The organism is Rathayibacter sp. VKM Ac-2879, from assembly GCF_015351245.1.
Classification (GTDB): domain Bacteria; phylum Actinomycetota; class Actinomycetes; order Actinomycetales; family Microbacteriaceae; genus Rathayibacter.
The window spans coordinates 185957-202703 of sequence record NZ_JADKSO010000004.1 but is presented as its reverse complement, the minus strand read 5'-3'; the positions used below and the strand labels follow the sequence as shown (position 1 = coordinate 202703).

Sequence of the window (16747 nt, the reverse complement as noted above, 5' to 3'; positions counted from 1 at the left end):
TCCGTCACCCCTGGCGCGTGGCGGTCTTTGGCGCCGTCCTCCTGATTGCGACGGCCGGCTCCTTCCTCGCGGGCCGGTTCATCCATCCTCCGGAGCGTGCTGCCCTTGCGGCCGCTCAGGAGGACGTGGCGGCCACGACGACAGTCCAGCGCCGCGTGGTCGACTCCCGGTCCTCTTACGCGGGAGAAGTGAAGGAGAGCCCTCTCATCTCCGTCACGGCGCGAGCGCTGCCGGACGTGCCCGTCGTCACCCGACAAGAGCTGACAGCTGGGGAGACCCTGGCCTCGGGCGACCTGGTCGCGGTGATCGCTGGAGCGCCCTACTTCGTGTTCACGGGACCTCTTCCGCTGTACCGCGATCTGCGCGCAGGTGATCGAGGTGACGACGTCGAGGCGCTGCAACACGCGCTGAACACGGCAGGCGCCGACATCGACGTGAGCGGCTGGATCGACTGGTCGACGACGAATGCTCTCGAGACCCTCTTTGAGGACGCCGGCTTCGCACTGCCGGAGGAGGTCGCACCCGACGGGAAGAAGACGACGACCATCCCCGCGGTACAACTGTTGGGGACCGCCACTGCGAGCGGCGCTCTCGTCTCTGCCGCCGAGGTCGGCACCACACTCGCGAGCGACACGCCCTTGATCACCGTCAGGACGGCCCCGAACTCGGTCACGTTCCGCGCCGACGCGGTCGCCTCCGCGCAGCTCACTCCCGACATCACACTCACCGCGCAGGCGGGAACCGCGACGTTCCCTGTCACAGTCACGTCGATCGGGGAGTTCACCGCGGGATCCAACGGACAGCTCCCCGGACGCGACGTCCTCCTGAGCTCCACCGATCCCGCCTTCCTCGCGCTTCCCCCAGGCGCATCGGTCACTGTGCTCTCCGCCGGCGCCGACGAGGAAGCCCTCGCGGTTCCCCTCACCGCGATCCGGCAGGACAACGAGGGCGACTACGTCAGCCGACGAGTCGTCACCGACGGGAAGACCTCCTCCGAGCGGGTCGCGGTCACGGTCGATCGCAGCGGAGGCGGATGGGCGGCGATCGAGGAAGGAGCCCTCGCTGAGGGAGACGTGGTGATGCTCTCATGACCACCAGTACCCCGCCGCTGTTGTCGCTGCGGAACATCACGAGAACGTTCGGTTCCACCTCCACCGGCGGCATCCGTGACATCTCCTTCGATATCTACCCGGGCGAGTTCGTCGCCATCGTCGGCACCTCCGGGGCCGGGAAGAGCACTCTGCTCAACATCCTCGGGCTGCTCGACCGCCCCACCGCTGGCGCTTTCTTCATCGATGGCATCGACACGGCCGGCTTGCCAGAGCGGCGCCGGAACCGTCTGCGGTCACATCGGTTCGGGTTCGTCTTTCAGTCCTCCTTCGTCCTCGGGCACGACAGCGTGATCGACAACGCCGCGCTGGGGCTGCGCATCCAAGGCGTCCCCCTCCGCGATCGCGGCACGGAGGCGAGGCGTGCACTTCAGTTGGTCGGCATCGACCATCGCGCCGCCACGGATGCGAGACTGCTCTCCGGCGGAGAGCGCCAACGACTCGCCATCGCGCGGGCGGTCGCAACCCGTCCAGAGGTGATCTTCGCCGACGAGCCCACCGGCAATCTCGACTCCGTCACCGGAGAGAACGTCCTTCAGCGCCTACTCATCCTCCATGCCACGGGAACCACGGTCATCCTGATCACCCACGATGCCGATCTGGCCGCTCGGGCGCACCGTCAGATCCGCATCACGGACGGCCGCGTCGTCTCTGACACCGGTTCGCGTCCCTCACGACCGACAGAACCAGCCGCACCCACCCGTCGGGTCATGGCGCGGCGGCGGCTCGACGAGAGCCTCGCGGACGACCTCGGCGAGGCCGTGACCTCCCTCTCTGCGCGCTATGTGCGGACAGGGTTGCTCACTGTCGCATTCACGCTAGGAGTCGGTGGCCTCATCGCTGCTCTCGGCGTCAGCGAGAGCGCCTCCGCTCAGGTGTCGCAGCGTCTCACTGCAGCGGCGCTCGACGAGGTGCGGATCACCGTCCCGGGCGGGGCGGACCTCCTCACCGGCGGTACGACACAGCTCGAGGACTGGATCGCCTCCGCTCGTGCCCTCCCCCACGTCGTCGATGTCGGCTACCTCGCGCAAGCTGGCGTCGAAGCCGCGCACATCCGGCATCTGAGCACTACCGAGGAGGAACCCACGGCGTCGCTCCAACTGATCAGCGCCGACCCCACCTACCTCCGGCTCGTCGGCGCGGTGCCTGACGGCCCTGACACTCGCGGGCTGCTCGCCACCTCTCCTGTCACTGGCATCGCCTTGCTCGGCACCGCCGCAGCGCGTGCTCTCGACACGTCCTCTCCAGGTCCGGGCGCTGCGATGTGGATCAACGATCGCCGCGTCTCCGTCGTCGGAACGCTCACGGCAGGGGCACGAGCTCCGGGAATCGACAACACGATCGTCGTGTCCCCCGACGTCCTCGCGAGCTCGCCAAGCGTGTCCGTGTCCCTCTTGGTGCGCACAGAACCCGGATATCCAGCCCCTCTCGCGGAAGCGCTGCCTCTGGCTATGGATCCCGGTAATCCCGGACGCTTCACCGTCGAGACCGTCGCCGACCTCCGGGCGTTGCGCTACGGCGTCTCCACCGATCTCGGCTCTCTCATCGGACTCATCTCAGCCGTCCTCCTCACCCTCGCCACAATCAGCGCCTCCACGACGATGTATCTCTCTGTCCACGCCCGCGCAGCGGAGATCGCGCTGCGCCGTGCGATCGGAGCGAGCCGCAACGACGTCGCACGTCTCTTCCTCTGCGAAGGCCTGATCATCGGCGTGATCGGAGGCATCACCGGCGCCGTCCTCGGCACCGTCACCACCGTCGTCGCCGCCTACGCGCAGGGCTGGACGGCCCTGCTACCCCCGAGCCTCACGCCTGTGAGCATCGCCCTCGGCGCGCTGACCGGAATTGTCAGCGCCATCGTTCCTGCTTGGGCTGCTGGCCGCCAAGAACCCGCGAACGCGATCAAGAACTGACCGGAGACGGCACACGCTTCTCACCCACCGCACCGGTGCGGGAGAAGAAGACGGCACCCGCCGCCGAGGTATCTGGGGAGAAGCCAGCGGCGGGTGCCGGACCATCGACGACGCACGAAGTACGCGGGGACGCCGTGGTCAACGGCGAGTGTTGCACAACCTCTCGCTCTCTGGCACAGGAGTGAAGACGCCAGGCCGTGAAGTCCTTGCCGTGCGCTCATGCGTGGTGGATGCTCCTCGGTCGGACGGCAGCTGGACGAGAGCCGCGGCGCGGTCTGTGACGCCGCGCCGCGGCAGGACCGCGGTTACGCCGCGGTGACGCTGACGCTCCAGGTGACACCGAATCGGTCGGTGAGCATGCCGAAGCCGGCGCTCCAGGCCGATGCGGTCAGCGGCTCGACGATCGTGGCGCCGATCGCAAGCGCATCCCAGTACCCCTGGAGCTCGTCGAGGGTGTCGGAGCCGATCGAGAGGAACAGGGCCTGATCGGTGATCGTGGTGTTGTTCTCTCGACGGGTCGAGCCGCCGCCGACGATGGAGCCTTCGGTGCGCCCGGGGATGTCATACCCCATCACGCGGAAGCCGTTCTCCGCAGCGACGAGACCGAACACGACCTTGTCGGCGCCGGGCATGTCCGCCGGCATGCCGAAGTCCGCGGAGGTGGTGATCACGATGTGGCCACCGAATACCGACTGGTAGAACTCGAGCGCTCGGCGCGCGTCGCCACGGAAGTTGAGGTGGGTGGTCGTCTGAATGGTCATCGCTGCTCCTTGAGGGTGTCTCGGCCGATCGGCTCGATGAGACGACCCTGCCTCCCATAGAGGTCAGTTTCTGTCCTCAATCGGATCTACCGTGAAGACATGACGACGACATCCCGGCTGCTGAACCTGTTGTCGCTCCTGCAAACCCGCCGAGACTGGCCGGGGTCGCTCCTGGCGTCCCGGTTGGACATCAGCGCCCGCACGGTTCGTCGTGACATCGACCGGCTACGGGAGATGGGCTACAGCATCCAGGCCACCAGGGGTCCGGTCGGCGGCTACCGTCTCGACGCCGGCAGCGAACTCCCACCGCTCCTGTTCGACGATGACCAGACCGTCGCGGTGGCCATCGCCCTCCAGGCAGCGCCCGCCTTCGGCGCTGGAGTCGAGGACGCTGCTGTCCGCGCCCTCGGTACGATCCGCCAAGTGATGCCATCCCGACTCCGGCATCGTCTCGACGCGCTCGAGGTGACCGCGGTCCGCCGCCCGGGAGACGCCCCACCGGACGACGTCTCACTCGACGTTCTCGTCACACTCGCACACGCCATCCGCGATCACGAAACCCTGCGCTTCGACTACCGCTCCCGTGACGCCGCAGGGGCCGATGACCAGCAATTCCTTCCGTCCCGCCGCGCGGAGCCGCATCACCTCGTCACGTCCCACGGGCGGTGGTATCTCGTCGCCTGGGATCTCGACCGCGACGACTGGCGCCTCTACGGCGTCGGCCGCGTCCACCCCCGCACGCCTCACGGGCCGCGATTCATCCCGCGCTCCGTGCCGGGCGGCAACGTCGACGAATTCGTCTCCGCCCGCTTCAAAGGCGCTACGACCAACGCGTGGCCCTGCCGCGGCATCGTCCTCCTGCATCTCCCGGCACGCGATGTTCTCCCCTTCGCCGGCGACGGGACGGTCACCAGCATCGACGAGCACACCTGCACCCTTGAATCAGGTTCCTGGTCCTGGGGAGCGCTCGCTGCCTCGTTCGGCAGGTTCGAGGTCGAGATGCAGGTCATCGGTCCACCCGAGCTCGCCTCCGCCTTCGCAACGCTCGCCGCGCGCTACGCGACAACGAGCACGAGCACCCCGCCTTCGGGCACGTAGCCGACGACCAGGCCCCGTCCGGGAGCCTCGCTGTGTTCGTCAGGCGCGGTTCACGACTGGTCGTTGACCATCGCGACCTTCCCCCACCGGGGGCGACGCTCGGCCGCATCGTGTGCTTCTGCGGCTTGCGAGAACGGATACGAGGCACGCACCGGCACGGTGATCGGCGCACTCCGGGTGAGCTCGGCGAGGATCTGCAACCCGTGATACCCGGAAGGCTCTCCGGCGAGGGCGCCGCGAGTGAACCGGACGCCATACTTCGCGGCGTCCCCATCCGCGATCGTGACCACACGGTCCGCACTGCCGGCCGCGGCGATCAGGGCGGGTAGCGCGCCGCCGCCGCGCGCATCGAGGGCAGCATCGACACGATCGACTCCCGCTCTTCGCAGGACACCATGCCAGTCCTCGCCGCTACGGACGGCCGTCACGCCCGGCAACGCCGCGACGACGTGCAAGGACTCTTCTCGTGCGGCGCCGAACACGCGCGCGCCACGTGCGACAGCGAGTTGCGCGGCGATCGAGCCGATGCCGCCCGCCGCGCCCTCCACGACGACGTTCGCGCCGGGGAAGACATCGAGCAGGTCAAGAGCGCGAGTGGCGGTCTCAACTGCCGATCCCGCGGCGCACGCTTCCTCCCACGACCAGGCCGAAGGCTTCTGGCCCCAGTGTGCCAGGACGGCGAACTCCGCCGCCGCACCGCCGAAGCGCGAGAGGGTCACCGTCCCGAAGACCTCGTCCCCGAGTTCCACGCCGGAGACACCTCGTCCTCTCTCGACGACCACACCGGCGGCGTCGATGCCGGTGACGTGCGGCACAGGCAACGATGCGGTGAGCGCTGACGTGCCGGCACGCAGGGACAGGTCAATGGGTGAGACCCCCGCCGCTCGCACCTGCACGAGGATGTCGCCGTCCGACACTGTGGGCATCGGCCGCTCTCCGAGGTGGAGCACGCTGGATGGTCCGGGCCGGTCGAACTGAACGGCGATCATGCGAGCTGCCTTCCCTTGGTGGTTGATGCAGTTACCGTAGGAGCACCTAGGAACATCGACTCCGGATCGAGCGGAAGTGGAACGGTCTCTGACCCAGATGACTCATACGCCGCGTGCCGACAAGGAACGGAACCGCATCCGGCTGACGGACGCTGCGACCCGTGCGCTCCAGCGAGACGGCTTGAACGTGTCGATGCGCGCCATCGCACGCGAGGCGAACGTGGGCATCGCGACCGCCTACCGACACTTCCCGACGAAGACCGACCTTCTCGAAGCAGTGGTCGCCGACGAGGTCGTGCGGTGCGCGTCCGCTGTCCGCGCCGCCGTGAACGAGCCTGACCCGTGGGTTGGTCTCGTTTCGGTCATCCACTGGTTCGCGGGGCGACAGATCGACCACCCGGGCTTGCTCCGCGTCGTGATGGACCTGTCGGGCAGCGACGGACCCTCCGCCCGGGCCCGCCGCGAGCACGCCGCTGCCCTCGATCGCCTCGTCATCGCGTCGCGGGCCAGCGGTGCCCTACGAGCGGACATCACGACCGAAGACATCCGCATAGGGATGATGGCGATGACAGTGTTCGAACGGGGGAGCATTCCTACCGGCAGCGCCGTCCGGGCGCTCGAGAGCATCGTCATCCGCGGCATCGCGACTGTCCCATAGTGGATGCCTCCGCGGGATGAACTGGCGCATCGCTTCGCCGACCTGGAGGCAGCGATCGAGTCCGCCGTGGAAGACGGTGGGCTCGTTCGACTCGATGGACGCGCGATGCGTACAGCGGACGACCTCTGGGAGCATTACGGCCACCATTTCTCCTTTCCGACCCCGGGCGAGAACCGGCCGGCCTTCCACGAGTACATCCGAGACCTGGCATGGTTTCAGGCGTTCTCATACCTCACGGTGATCGAGCACGCCACTTTCGTACTCGCCGGCGAACCGGCGGAACGCGCTACTTTCCGCCGGCTGCTGAGCCGTCACCGGGCAGAGCTGGGAGAACAGCCCGGTGAAGGCATTCCGATTCGACTCGGTGTTCCTTTTCGGTGCGCGCGACAATGCTCTGATCCCCTGACGGCCGTCAGCAGCCGAGCCACGCCCGTCACGTGCGTCGACCAGCGCGACACTATTCCCAGCCCGTTGCCGTCGCATCGAAGAGGAGAAACTTGACTGATACCCTCCTAGAACGAATCTGGCGCGTATGCGTCCAAAATCTGCCGTGCACCCGTCTGGCAGAACTCGGTCCAAAGCAAATCTACAGCGTCTAGTGTGGCGACGCCGGATTTACCAGCTGGGCTCGCATTTTGTCCAGTGACTACTCGCAACGCCTCCTGTACGGCATTTCGAACGTGATACGTTCCGACAATATTCTAAATTCCCCACGGATTCGAAGAGGAATCCGCTTCAGTTGCTTGCTCCCGAAACACCAGACACCGCACTGCCCATATGTCAATAAGGTGGGGAAGTGAGATGTCTCCTCTTCCATACTCCGTGTGACCTGTCGACCATTTTGCATATGGTGACAAATTGCTCAAAAGAATCTACTCCTCTTGTCGACGCAGAAAGATATTGGATGCGCGGGGTCGTCCTCGGTGGTTTTCACTTGAACGACGAATGCTACTGAACCGATACTTGAAACCAAGAATTACCAGGCGCGCGCCCGCGACACCTCATTGCCTTGACCAGATGCCTCACCCCGTCATCCTGGGTAAGCACACAAGGGCACACCAACGCCTCCGACGACCACTTGGGTGCACAGCATTGCGAATCTCGGAGCGCGCCGCCGAGGCACGTCGGACGTTGAACCGGCGTGTGACACCGCCGCCAGGTTGCCGACCGCCAGCGAGAACAGCGCGGCCATCACCATTGTGCACGGGCTCACGACCCGCAGTCGAAGAACGGCCTCTGGTCTCGCCCTTTTCGATCGACTCGCGAACTTTGCGGAAGGAGATCGCACCGACCATGAGTGAGAAACCTCAGAGAGCGATCCGGACAAACGAGAACGGCCCGCCGAAGCGGGCCGTTCTGCTCTGTCTCAACCAGAGTGCGCCCGGAGGGATTCGAACCCCCAACCTTCTGATCCGTAGTCAGATGCTCTATCCATTGAGCTACGGGCGCAGTGCATCGCGTGGCCGGGAGGCGCACGCAACGAGGTACGACTATACATGCCGCGAGTCGCCTCCGCGAATCGGCTGCGACCCTCCTGGAGGGCGCTACGGGACGGGCGAGCAGCCTCCCCGTAGCGTGGGGGCATGGAGGCTGCTGCGATCGAGCTCGTGCGCTTCGTCGTCTCGCCCCTGCACCGCTTCGAAGGGCGCCCGGCCGACGGTCCGATCCCGTTCGAGGGCAATGAGCAACCCGAGCGGATCGAGATCCGGGCGGGGCTCGGGATCGTTGGCGACCGCTATTTCGCGCAGCGCGCACACCGGACAGCTGCGGTCACGCTCTTCGCGCTCGAGTCGCTCGACCATGCGGCACATGAACTGGGTCGTGGTCCCTTCGATCCGGCAGACGTGCGCCGCAACATCGTGGCGCGCGGAGCCGACATCGATGCCCTCGCGGGCCGCACCTTCGCGCTCGAACAAGACGGCGAGCGGATCGAGTTCCAGGGCGGCCGTCCGGCGAACCCTTGCGCATGGATGGACGTCGCCCTCGCACCGGGTGCGTTCCGGGCCCTGCGCCGACGCGGAGGGGTGCGCTGCGCTCCGCTGACCACAGGCGTCCTCCACATCGGGCCGGCCCGCCTGATTCTCCACAGATCGGACGACATGCTGATCTGAGCCGATCCGCGAGTACCTAGGCTGGCACCCATCGATGCCCGCCACCCCCGGCGAGTCCCACGTCCACGCTTGAAGGAGGCCGCATGCTCCGTCCGAGCGACATCCTGCCGACGCTGCGCCGCGGACTCCGAGACATCGTGTCGACTGCGCGTTCCCGCCGACGCGACCCACGACGTCGATACCGCGCTACGGACGTCTCGGTCCAACGCGTGCACCACAACGGTGTCTGGGCGCGGGTCAGCACCGTCGGGCGCGACGGTGAGCGGACCTTCGTGTTGGTGCCGGGCATCGGAGTCGCGGCCACCTACTTCGAGCGGCTCGCTCCCGCGCTCAACGAATTCGGTCCAGTGCACGCCCTCGACCTGCCGGGATTCGGCGGCGTCCCGCACCCTGTCGGGACGCAGAAGATGGGGATCGGCGAGTACGCCGAGCTGGTGGGGGCGGTCATCGATGAGCTCGGCCTCGACGATCCGGTCGTCCTCGGCCACTCCATGGGCACCCAAGTCGTCGCCGAACTCGCTGCGCGGAGGCCCGACCTGACGACCATCGTCCTACTCGGTCCCGTCATGAATCGGCGCGAGCGGAGCGTCCCGGTCGCGGCGCTGCGGTTCGCACAGTCGAGCCTTCGCGAGCCTCCCAAGGTCGCCGTGCTCGCCGCCGCGGCCTACGTGCTCTGCGGCCCACGCTGGTTCTCCCGCGTCCTCCCCGCGATGATGCACTACCCGATCGAGCAGACAGTGCCGCTGATTCGCGCCTCGACGCTCGTGATCCGCGGCGAGTTCGACCGTCTCGTGCCGCGGGAATGGACGGAGGAGATCGCCGACGCGATCCCGCATGCGCGGGCGTGGGAGGTCCCCGGCGCCTCCCACTCCGTGATGCACGCCCACGCGGAGGAGGTCGCGCGCCTCTGCGTCGAGCACGCACGCGCCCCCCGACCTGACCCTGACGAGGCGGCCGTCCGGCGGTATCCCGACGCCGAGGTCGACCGTCCGGACGAGGACGACGCCTCCAGTCCCGATCCGATCGGCGCCCTTCGAGGCCGCCTCACCGAGCTCACCGGAATCCTCGTCGATGACGACTCGCTCATCGCCGAGGGCAAGACCCAGCATGCGGAGGCGAGCGACCCGGTGGCACTACGCGAGCAACCCTCCCTCCTCCACGACGACTCGTCCTAGCGCCGTTCAGGACTCCTCGCCGACGATCTCTTCGCGGATCCGCCGCAGATCCTCGGCGAGGGCCCCGAGCAGGATCCAGTGCTGCGGATGCGGCGTCACGATCACGAGGGGCGCCGTGAGCGCCGGCATCTCGTCGGTGATCGCCTCCGGCTCAGGGATCGCCACCGCCGATTGCACCAGCAGCCTGAGATCGTGCGCCGCGCGATGCAACTGCACCGCGATGTCGGCGATCGTCGGCTCGTCGATGAGCTCGGCGTCGTAGAGATCGTGGACCGTCCGCGTCATCCCGCGCACACGGGTGACGATCCGCCCCAGCCGGGGCATCACGGAGTCCAGGGCGCCGAGACGATCCCGGTGCGCGGAACGGCGCGGGTTCAGCCGCAGCGACTCCGCGCCGGTACCGATCGCCTCCTCGGCCTTGCGTTGCATGGTCTGCAACAGACGCGCATTGATCAACAGCTCGTCCAGGCGACGGCTGGGCACCGGCTCCTGCAGGGCGTCGGCCAGGTCATCGAGGGCCCCGGCGAGCTGCGCAGTGAGGTCGCCTACCGCGCGCTCCGCGGGCGCAAGAGCCACGGGAGGCACGATGAGGCCGTTCACGATCACGCCGATGAGCGCGCCCACCAGTGTCTCGAGGATCCGATCGGCCGCATAGTTGGGCGTCACCGAGCCCACGGAGAGCACGAACATCGCGCTGATCGGGATCTGCACGGCGGAGGCGGGCGTGAGCCGCACCGCCCAGCCCACCACGATCGCGGCCACGATCGCGAGGAGGACGATCGCGCTCTCGCTACCGAAGAGGGTGCCGATGATCGAGCCGACGACCACACCGATGATCACTCCGACGCTGCGCTCCAAGGCCTTCGAGAAAGACTGGTTCACGCTCGGCGCGACCACGAGCAGCGCCGCGATCGCCCCGAAGACCGGCAGCGTCCCGGGGAACACCAGCGCGGCGATGATCCAGGTCGTCACCGTAGCGACAGCCGTCTTCACGAGCTGCAGCAGCGGCGGCCTCGTCGCCACGGTGAAGCTCGAGGTCAGACGCATGGGTCCACGCTAGCGAGCAGCGGAACGCGTCACCGTTCGGCCGCACTCTCGATGCTCGCGAGCACGATCCGCAGCGCCCGGGTCGCCTCCTCGAGCTGACGCCTCGACGCGCCCGCAAGAAGGGCCTGCTCGACCGAGAGGACCTCCGGGAAGGCGCGGTCTATCAGCTCGACCCCGGTACCGCTCAGGCTGATGAGCGCACCGCGTCCGTCGGAGGGATTCGCCGAGCGCACGATCAGGCCCCGTCCCCTGAGGGCGTGCAGGCGCTTGGTGATCGCGGGTGCGGAGGCGAGTGCGACGGTACGCAGGCTTGTAGGCGAGAGCGGCGCCTCCGACCGCCGTAGCGCGGCCAGCACGTCGAACTCGCCGCGGGTGAGACCGTGCTCAAGGAGGCGCTCCTCGGTCGCGCGCACCACAAGGGCGGACGCGCGGATCAGCCGACCGACGACGTCGATGGCCGAGGTGTCGAGGGTGGGTCGCAAGGCCGACCAGCCGTCCCGGATCGCGTCAACGGCATCGCCGGCGAACTGTTTCATGTATACACTATAAGTAGTTTACCCGTGAAATACTTCTCCGGCCGGCGCTGCTCGGAAGCCGACCCGAGGACTCCATGCCCGCCTCTCCCACTCTCCGCTCCGCGCTGCCGCACCTCGATGAGCTCTTCGCCGTCGGCCCGCACGCCGGCGCCCATCGCGTCGCCGTCCGGGCGGGAGTGTCTATTGCCGTGCCTCTGGTGGTGCTCTGGGCGCTCGGCCGCACCGACCCCGCGCTCTACGCCGCCTTCGGCGCCTTCACCTCCCTCTACGGTCGGCAGCACACCCACCGCCCGCGACTGCGCCTCCAGTTCTCGGCAGCCGCTTGCCTCGTCGCGACGGTCACCCTCGGGACGACGGTTGCCCTCTCGCCTCAGCGCGACTGGCTCGTCATCCCGGTCGTCGCGCTCGTCGGCGCCGGCGCGACGTTCCTCAGCGACGCGCTGCACTGGCATCCGCCGGGGCCACTGTTCGCCGTGTTCGCCGTGACGGCATGTGCGTCGGTGCCCGCCGACCTCGGGCGCGTGCCGGTGGCGTTCGCCGTCGCCGCAGCCTCCGCCGGGTTCGCACTGTTGATCGGAGTGAGTGGTCTCGCGGCGCCGGGTGCTCGCCGCCTCCCGCCGACGCCGTGGCGAGCCTCGTTCGGAGCGTCAGCCGCTCGTCCGGCCACACGCGCGGCCATGGTTCGTTTCGCCGTCGTCGTGGTGGTCGCGGGCGCGATCCCGACAGCGACAGGCCTCGGCCATCCCTCCTGGGCCATGGTGTCGGCGGTTGCGGCGGTCTCGGGAGGCGACGCGGCCGCTCGTCTCGTCCGCGCCGGCCACCGGATTCTCGGCACCGTCGCCGGCGTCGCGATCGCGGCCGTCCTCTTGAGCCTGCCGCTCGCGCCGCTCGCCACGATCGCCGTCGTGGTGCTCTTGCAGATGGCCGCCGAACTGACGGTCGGGCGCAACTACGGAATCACGCTGGTGTTCGTGACTCCGCTGGCGATCCTCATGGTCGAGCTGGCGCACCGGACGAACGCGCTTGTGCTGCTGCGAGATCGCGGTCTCGAGACCGCAATCGGCGTGGCTGTCGGAGTCGTCGCAACGCTGACGGCGCACGTCGCGGCGGCGGCGCCTCGCCTCCCAGGACGTCACGGCACGCGATTCGGGGCGACGGCCGACGGCGACACAGCACGGCGGCGATGACCGCTGCCGACGGGCCAGCGATGGGCGGGACGGTCTGATCGCCGTCGCGGTGGCCGATGCGCCAGGACGACCGTGTGCCGGGAGCGACGAAAGGCCCTCTACTTCCGGGGAAGTAGAGGGCCTCACGGTGGCGGTACCGGTGGGATTTGAACCCACGGTGGACGCAAGCCCACACATGTTTTCGAGACATGCTCCTTCGGCCGCTCGGACACGGTACCGGGGTCGAGTGTAGACGACCGTCCGAGGTCGCGCCAATCGGCGGAGGCCACCCCGTCAGCTCGCAGAGAGGAGGAACGAGAGCACGCGGTCCCACTCGGACACGGCGAGCAAGTGCCCGCGGCCGGGCACGACCTCGAGGCGCGAATCGGGGAGCCGCGCCGCATACCACTCGCCGTGGACGCAACCCACGACCGCGTCCTCGGCGCCGTAAAGAAGGAGAGTCGGCGAGGCGACACCCTCCACGGCGAACCCCCATCCCTGCAGCATGTAGCCGACGATGTCGGCCGCCATGCCGACGGTGCCCTGCGCCGCCGCGCGCTGCAGCATGCGCTCGAGGCGCTCGCGGACTCCAGGGGCGTCGAGGACGGGCGCATCCACTTCGGAAGCGCCGAGCATCCCGAGCATCGTGGCCGCGTCAGGAGCCGGACCGAACGCACCCTCGAGGATCAGGGAGAGCGACCGCACGGCGGCATCGAGCGGCTCGGCGCGGAGGCGCTCGAGCATCGCCCTGTTGTCCTCTCCGACCCACGGCACCTCCTCGTCGGGAGCGGGCGTCGCGATCACGGCGACGCGGTCGACAAGGCCGGGGTAGTTGGCCGAGAGGGCGAGGGCGACACGGCCTCCCGCCGACCAGCCCGCGGCCCCGACGGAAGCAACCCCCGCGGTTGCGAGGTACTCGGCGATGTCGGCCGCCGCCTGCTCGGGATTCGCGCCAGCCCCGGCTCCCGCCGGGTCGACGCCGGTGAGGAGTGACGATGCACCGTATCCCGGGCGATCGAACGAGAGAATGCGTACCCCGTGCCGTGCCGTGGCCGCGGGGTCGGGATCGAGATCGGCGGAGCCCGGAGCGGGGTGGCAGAGCACGACGACGCGCTCCGCGCGCTCCGGACCCGACCAGCTCACGCCGAGGGAGCGGCCGGACTTGAGAAGGTGCACTGTCGACGCCATATGCCCAGTGTTCCGCAGAGCACCGACATCGGACGGTCGCCGCTCGGCGCGACGGGAGATCTCCACAGGGGCGGTCTCTCGTGATCTCTCCACAGACCGACGACACGCACCTCGAATGTCGGAGGTCGGCAGTACTGTCGAAGACACGTTCGAATGCTGCACCCGCAGAGCGCAGGATTCGCCCGACCGAGAGGACACCATGGCCGCATCGAAGACGCGCATCGCCGCCTACCGCTGCTCCGAGTGCGGCTGGACGACCGCCAAATGGGTCGGGAGGTGCGGCGAGTGCCAGCAGTGGGGAAGCGTCGTCGAGAACACCGAGCGCACTGGCCTCATGCGTGCCATGACACCTGTCGTGCCGTCGGCAGGCCGGGTCGCCCGACCGATCACGCAGATCCAGACGACGTCCGCCGCGCACCGCCCGACAGGAGTCGGCGAGCTCGACCGGGTGCTCGGAGGGGGCATCGTCGCGGGCGCGGTCGTCCTGCTCTCGGGCGAGCCCGGAGTGGGCAAGTCGACCCTCCTGCTCGAGGTCGCCTCTCGTGCTGCCGCCGAAGGTCAGCGCGTGCTCTACGTCAGTGCCGAAGAGTCGGCCGCCCAGGTGCGGATGCGCGCCGAACGCACGGGGGCGATGCACGACAGCCTCTATCTCGCGGCAGAGACCGATCTGGCCACGGTGCTCGGCCAGATCGACGAAGTCCGCCCCGATCTGTTGATCGTCGACTCCGTACAGACCGTAGCGAGCGACACGGTCGACGGCCTGCCGGGCGGTCCCAGTCAGGTCCGCGAAGTCGCCGCCACCCTGATCCGAGTCTGCAAAGAGCGGGCACTGCCGCTCGTGCTCGTCGGGCACGTGACGAAGGACGGCTCGATCGCCGGTCCGCGACTGCTCGAGCACCTCGTCGACGTGGTCTGCCACTTCGAAGGAGACCGCCAGACGGCTCTGCGCTTCGTGCGCTCGCTCAAGAACCGCTTCGGCCCCACCGACGAGGTCGGCTGCTTCGAGATGACCGCCGAGGGCATCGCCGAGATCCCCGATCCGAGCGGTCTGTTCCTCAGTCGCACGCGCTTCCCCACCCCGGGCATCTGTGTCACGGTCGCGATGGAGGGGCGCCGCGCGCTGCCCGTCGAGATCCAGGCGCTAGTCATCGCCAACGACGGCGAGCATCCCCGCCGCGTCACGAACGGTGTCGACCCCTCTCGGGTGGCCATGATCCTGGCCGTACTCGAACGACAAGCAGGCATCCCCCTACGCCGCTGCGACGTCTACGTCTCGACGGTCGGAGGCGTCAAGCTCTTCGAGCCCGCCGCCGACCTCGCCATCGCGGTCGCCATCGCCTCCGCCCACGCCTACACGCCGCTGCGCCCCGGCATCGCCGCTTTCGGCGAGATCAGTCTCTCGGGAGACATCCGTCCCGCCTCGGGCGCCAAACAACGAGCCGGAGAAGCAACGCGACTCGGCCACGCCTCCCACCTCGATTCCAGCGCATTCACACTGGCGAGCGCGATCACCCACGCGCTGGTTCCGGTTCCCGAGCGGATCCCCGCCGGCTGACGCCGACGCACCCACGAGTCGACCATGCACGCACCTAGGCTGGCGCCGTGACCAGCAGCGAAGGAGGCGCCGTCGAGCGGCGAGGCTTCTCGATACCCGTACTGCTCGACCAGGCGTTCTTCATCCTCGGAGGCGTCGCCGCCGTCCTTCTCGCGGTCGTCCTCGTCGACGACGGCCTCCGATCCGGTTGGGCACAGATCGGCTTCTACGTCGCCGTCTGGGTGCTCGTCGCCTACCTCGCACTCCCCCGACTGCACCGCATCCTCACCCGCCTCTACGTACCCGACTACTTCATCGGACGAGCACGGACGAGCGACGGTCTGCTCGGAGACCCCGTCAACCTCGCCCTGCACGGCAGCGACGCCCAGCTCGTGCACGCCATGACGAGCGCCGGATGGACGAGAGCCGACGAGGTGACGCTCCGCAGCAGCTGGCGCATCGTCGTCTCGACGCTGACCCGCCGCAGCTATCACGAGGCACCCGTCTCGCCGCTGTTCGTGTTCGGAAGACAGCAAGACGTCGCATTCCAGCAGGAAGTCGCCGGCAATCCGGCCAAGCGCCACCACGTCCGCTTCTGGCGATGTCCAGACGGCTGGCTACTGCCCGGCGGGTTCCCCGCCGAATGGGTCGCGGCGGGCACCTTCGACCGCAGCGTCGGGCTCTCGCTGTTCACGCTGCAGGTGACCCACAAGATCTCACCCGACACCGATCGGGAACGCGACCATATCGTCGCCACGCTCGTCGCCCGGCATCCCGAGGCCGTCATCGACGTCATCCGCGACTTCTCCACCGGCTACCACGCCCGCAACGGAGGCGGCGACTCCATCGTCACCGACGGCGACCTCCCAGTCGTCGACCTCCGCGCGGTCCCCATCGCCACCGCCACCGCCACCATCGAACCAGCGGCCTCGACCGAGCTCGCCGGACCAGGCACCCGCTCCACCCGTCCCCGTCGCCCCGCCACCACCCGCGTCGGAGCGCTCATGCTCGTCGCCCGCGCTCTGGCCTACGCCCTACAGACCGCCCTGCTGCTCACCGGCGTCGCCTCCCTCGACGACCTGACAGTGCTCGACGGCGGATCCAGCGACGGCACACCGACCGACGCCGACACGACACGCATCGTCGCCGCCGCCGTCCTCGGTGCGGCAATGCTCGTCTGGCTGGTCCTCGGGGCGCTCGTCCTCCGCGGATCCGCGACGGCACGACTCCTCGCCCTCTCCTCGAGCGTGCTCAGCACCCTCGCGGCATTCACCGCGGTCCTCCAGGGAGGTGCGGCGATCAGCCTGCAAACCAACCTAGGCAGCGTCGCCTTCGACATCCTCGTGCTCCTCGCCCTCTCGAGCCGCAGCTCCCGCGACTTCGCCGCCGCCCGGAGCCGCGACCGCCGATCACGACGGCGAAGAACGGGCCATGCCACCGGCTAGGACCAGGGCCGCGCTCG

At 68.5% G+C, this 16747-nt stretch carries 15 protein-coding genes and 2 tRNA genes; 10 read left to right on the top strand and 7 right to left on the bottom strand.

The features are described 5' to 3' along the window. The first annotated feature begins 17 nt into the window (after nucleotides 1–17). Entirely contained in the window at nucleotides 18–1091 is a 1074-nt protein-coding gene (locus ITJ45_RS11785) for a hypothetical protein (protein ID WP_194630455.1), read from the top strand. Next, nucleotides 1088–3022, top strand: coding sequence for an ABC transporter ATP-binding protein/permease (locus ITJ45_RS11780; protein ID WP_194610125.1), 1935 nt, complete (start codon nucleotides 1088–1090; stop codon nucleotides 3020–3022). Before ITJ45_RS11785 ends, ITJ45_RS11780 begins: the two co-directional genes overlap by 4 nt. Nucleotides 3023–3327: 305 nt before the next feature. Here ITJ45_RS11780 and ITJ45_RS11775 read toward each other — a convergent pair whose 3' ends face one another. Next, on the bottom strand, nucleotides 3328–3783 hold the full coding sequence (locus ITJ45_RS11775; RefSeq protein WP_194610127.1) for a VOC family protein: 456 nt from the start codon (nucleotides 3781–3783) through the stop codon (nucleotides 3328–3330). 99 nt (nucleotides 3784–3882) lie between these two features. On the opposite strand from ITJ45_RS11775, the gene ITJ45_RS11770 reads away from it, so the two are divergent. Beyond that, on the top strand, nucleotides 3883–4881 hold the full coding sequence (locus ITJ45_RS11770) for a helix-turn-helix transcriptional regulator (RefSeq protein ID WP_194610129.1): 999 nt from the start codon (nucleotides 3883–3885) through the stop codon (nucleotides 4879–4881). 50 nt (nucleotides 4882–4931) lie between these two features. Here the strand turns inward: ITJ45_RS11770 and ITJ45_RS11765 are convergent, their stop codons facing one another. After that, nucleotides 4932–5870, bottom strand: a complete 939-nt coding sequence (locus ITJ45_RS11765; RefSeq protein WP_194610131.1) for an NADP-dependent oxidoreductase — start codon at nucleotides 5868–5870, stop codon at nucleotides 4932–4934. Between the two features lie 97 nt (nucleotides 5871–5967). On the opposite strand from ITJ45_RS11765, the gene ITJ45_RS11760 reads away from it, so the two are divergent. Next, nucleotides 5968–6528, top strand: a complete 561-nt coding sequence (locus tag ITJ45_RS11760; protein WP_194610133.1) for a TetR/AcrR family transcriptional regulator — start codon at nucleotides 5968–5970, stop codon at nucleotides 6526–6528. A gap of 3 nt (nucleotides 6529–6531) precedes the next feature. Next, a complete protein-coding gene (locus ITJ45_RS11755) occupies nucleotides 6532–7029 on the top strand; it encodes a barstar family protein (protein WP_194610135.1) in 498 nt (165 codons plus the stop codon). 875 nt (nucleotides 7030–7904) lie between these two features. On the opposite strand, the gene ITJ45_RS11750 is transcribed toward ITJ45_RS11755, so the two are convergent. Next, nucleotides 7905–7977 (bottom strand) — tRNA-Arg (locus ITJ45_RS11750). A gap of 134 nt (nucleotides 7978–8111) precedes the next feature. On the opposite strand from ITJ45_RS11750, the gene ITJ45_RS11745 reads away from it, so the two are divergent. Further along, a complete protein-coding gene (locus ITJ45_RS11745; RefSeq protein WP_194610137.1) occupies nucleotides 8112–8639 on the top strand; it encodes an MOSC domain-containing protein in 528 nt (175 codons plus the stop codon). A gap of 83 nt (nucleotides 8640–8722) precedes the next feature. Continuing rightward, complete coding sequence (locus ITJ45_RS11740; RefSeq protein ID WP_194610139.1) at nucleotides 8723–9814, top strand: alpha/beta fold hydrolase; 1092 nt, start codon at nucleotides 8723–8725, stop codon at nucleotides 9812–9814. 6 nt (nucleotides 9815–9820) lie between these two features. Here the strand turns inward: ITJ45_RS11740 and ITJ45_RS11735 are convergent, their stop codons facing one another. Both ITJ45_RS11735 and ITJ45_RS11730 read right to left on the bottom strand, forming a co-directional pair. Next, nucleotides 9821–10861: an FUSC family protein gene (locus ITJ45_RS11735; RefSeq protein WP_194610141.1), complete on the bottom strand. Its 1041-nt coding sequence runs from the start codon at nucleotides 10859–10861 to the stop codon at nucleotides 9821–9823. A 29-nt stretch (nucleotides 10862–10890) separates the two neighbouring features. Further along, entirely contained in the window at nucleotides 10891–11397 is a 507-nt protein-coding gene (locus tag ITJ45_RS11730; RefSeq protein ID WP_194610143.1) for a MarR family winged helix-turn-helix transcriptional regulator, read from the bottom strand. 74 nt (nucleotides 11398–11471) lie between these two features. Between ITJ45_RS11730 and ITJ45_RS11725 the strand changes: the two genes are divergently transcribed. Then, on the top strand, nucleotides 11472–12584 hold the full coding sequence (locus ITJ45_RS11725; protein ID WP_194610146.1) for an FUSC family protein: 1113 nt from the start codon (nucleotides 11472–11474) through the stop codon (nucleotides 12582–12584). 128 nt (nucleotides 12585–12712) lie between these two features. On the opposite strand, the gene ITJ45_RS11720 is transcribed toward ITJ45_RS11725, so the two are convergent. Together ITJ45_RS11720 and ITJ45_RS11715 are read right to left on the bottom strand one after the other, a co-directional pair. Continuing rightward, nucleotides 12713–12802: transfer RNA gene (locus ITJ45_RS11720), tRNA-Ser, on the bottom strand. A gap of 55 nt (nucleotides 12803–12857) precedes the next feature. Further along, complete coding sequence (locus ITJ45_RS11715) at nucleotides 12858–13751, bottom strand: alpha/beta fold hydrolase (protein WP_194610148.1); 894 nt, start codon at nucleotides 13749–13751, stop codon at nucleotides 12858–12860. A gap of 199 nt (nucleotides 13752–13950) precedes the next feature. Here ITJ45_RS11715 and radA point away from each other — a divergent pair, with 199 nt between their 5' ends. Beyond that, nucleotides 13951–15306 (top strand): DNA repair protein RadA, encoded by a 1356-nt coding sequence (gene radA, locus ITJ45_RS11710; RefSeq protein ID WP_194610150.1) that lies wholly within the window; start codon nucleotides 13951–13953, stop codon nucleotides 15304–15306. A 47-nt stretch (nucleotides 15307–15353) separates the two neighbouring features. Beyond that, nucleotides 15354–16730: an LssY C-terminal domain-containing protein gene (locus ITJ45_RS14230; protein ID WP_194610152.1), complete on the top strand. Its 1377-nt coding sequence runs from the start codon at nucleotides 15354–15356 to the stop codon at nucleotides 16728–16730. Nucleotides 16731–16747 lie beyond the last annotated feature (17 nt).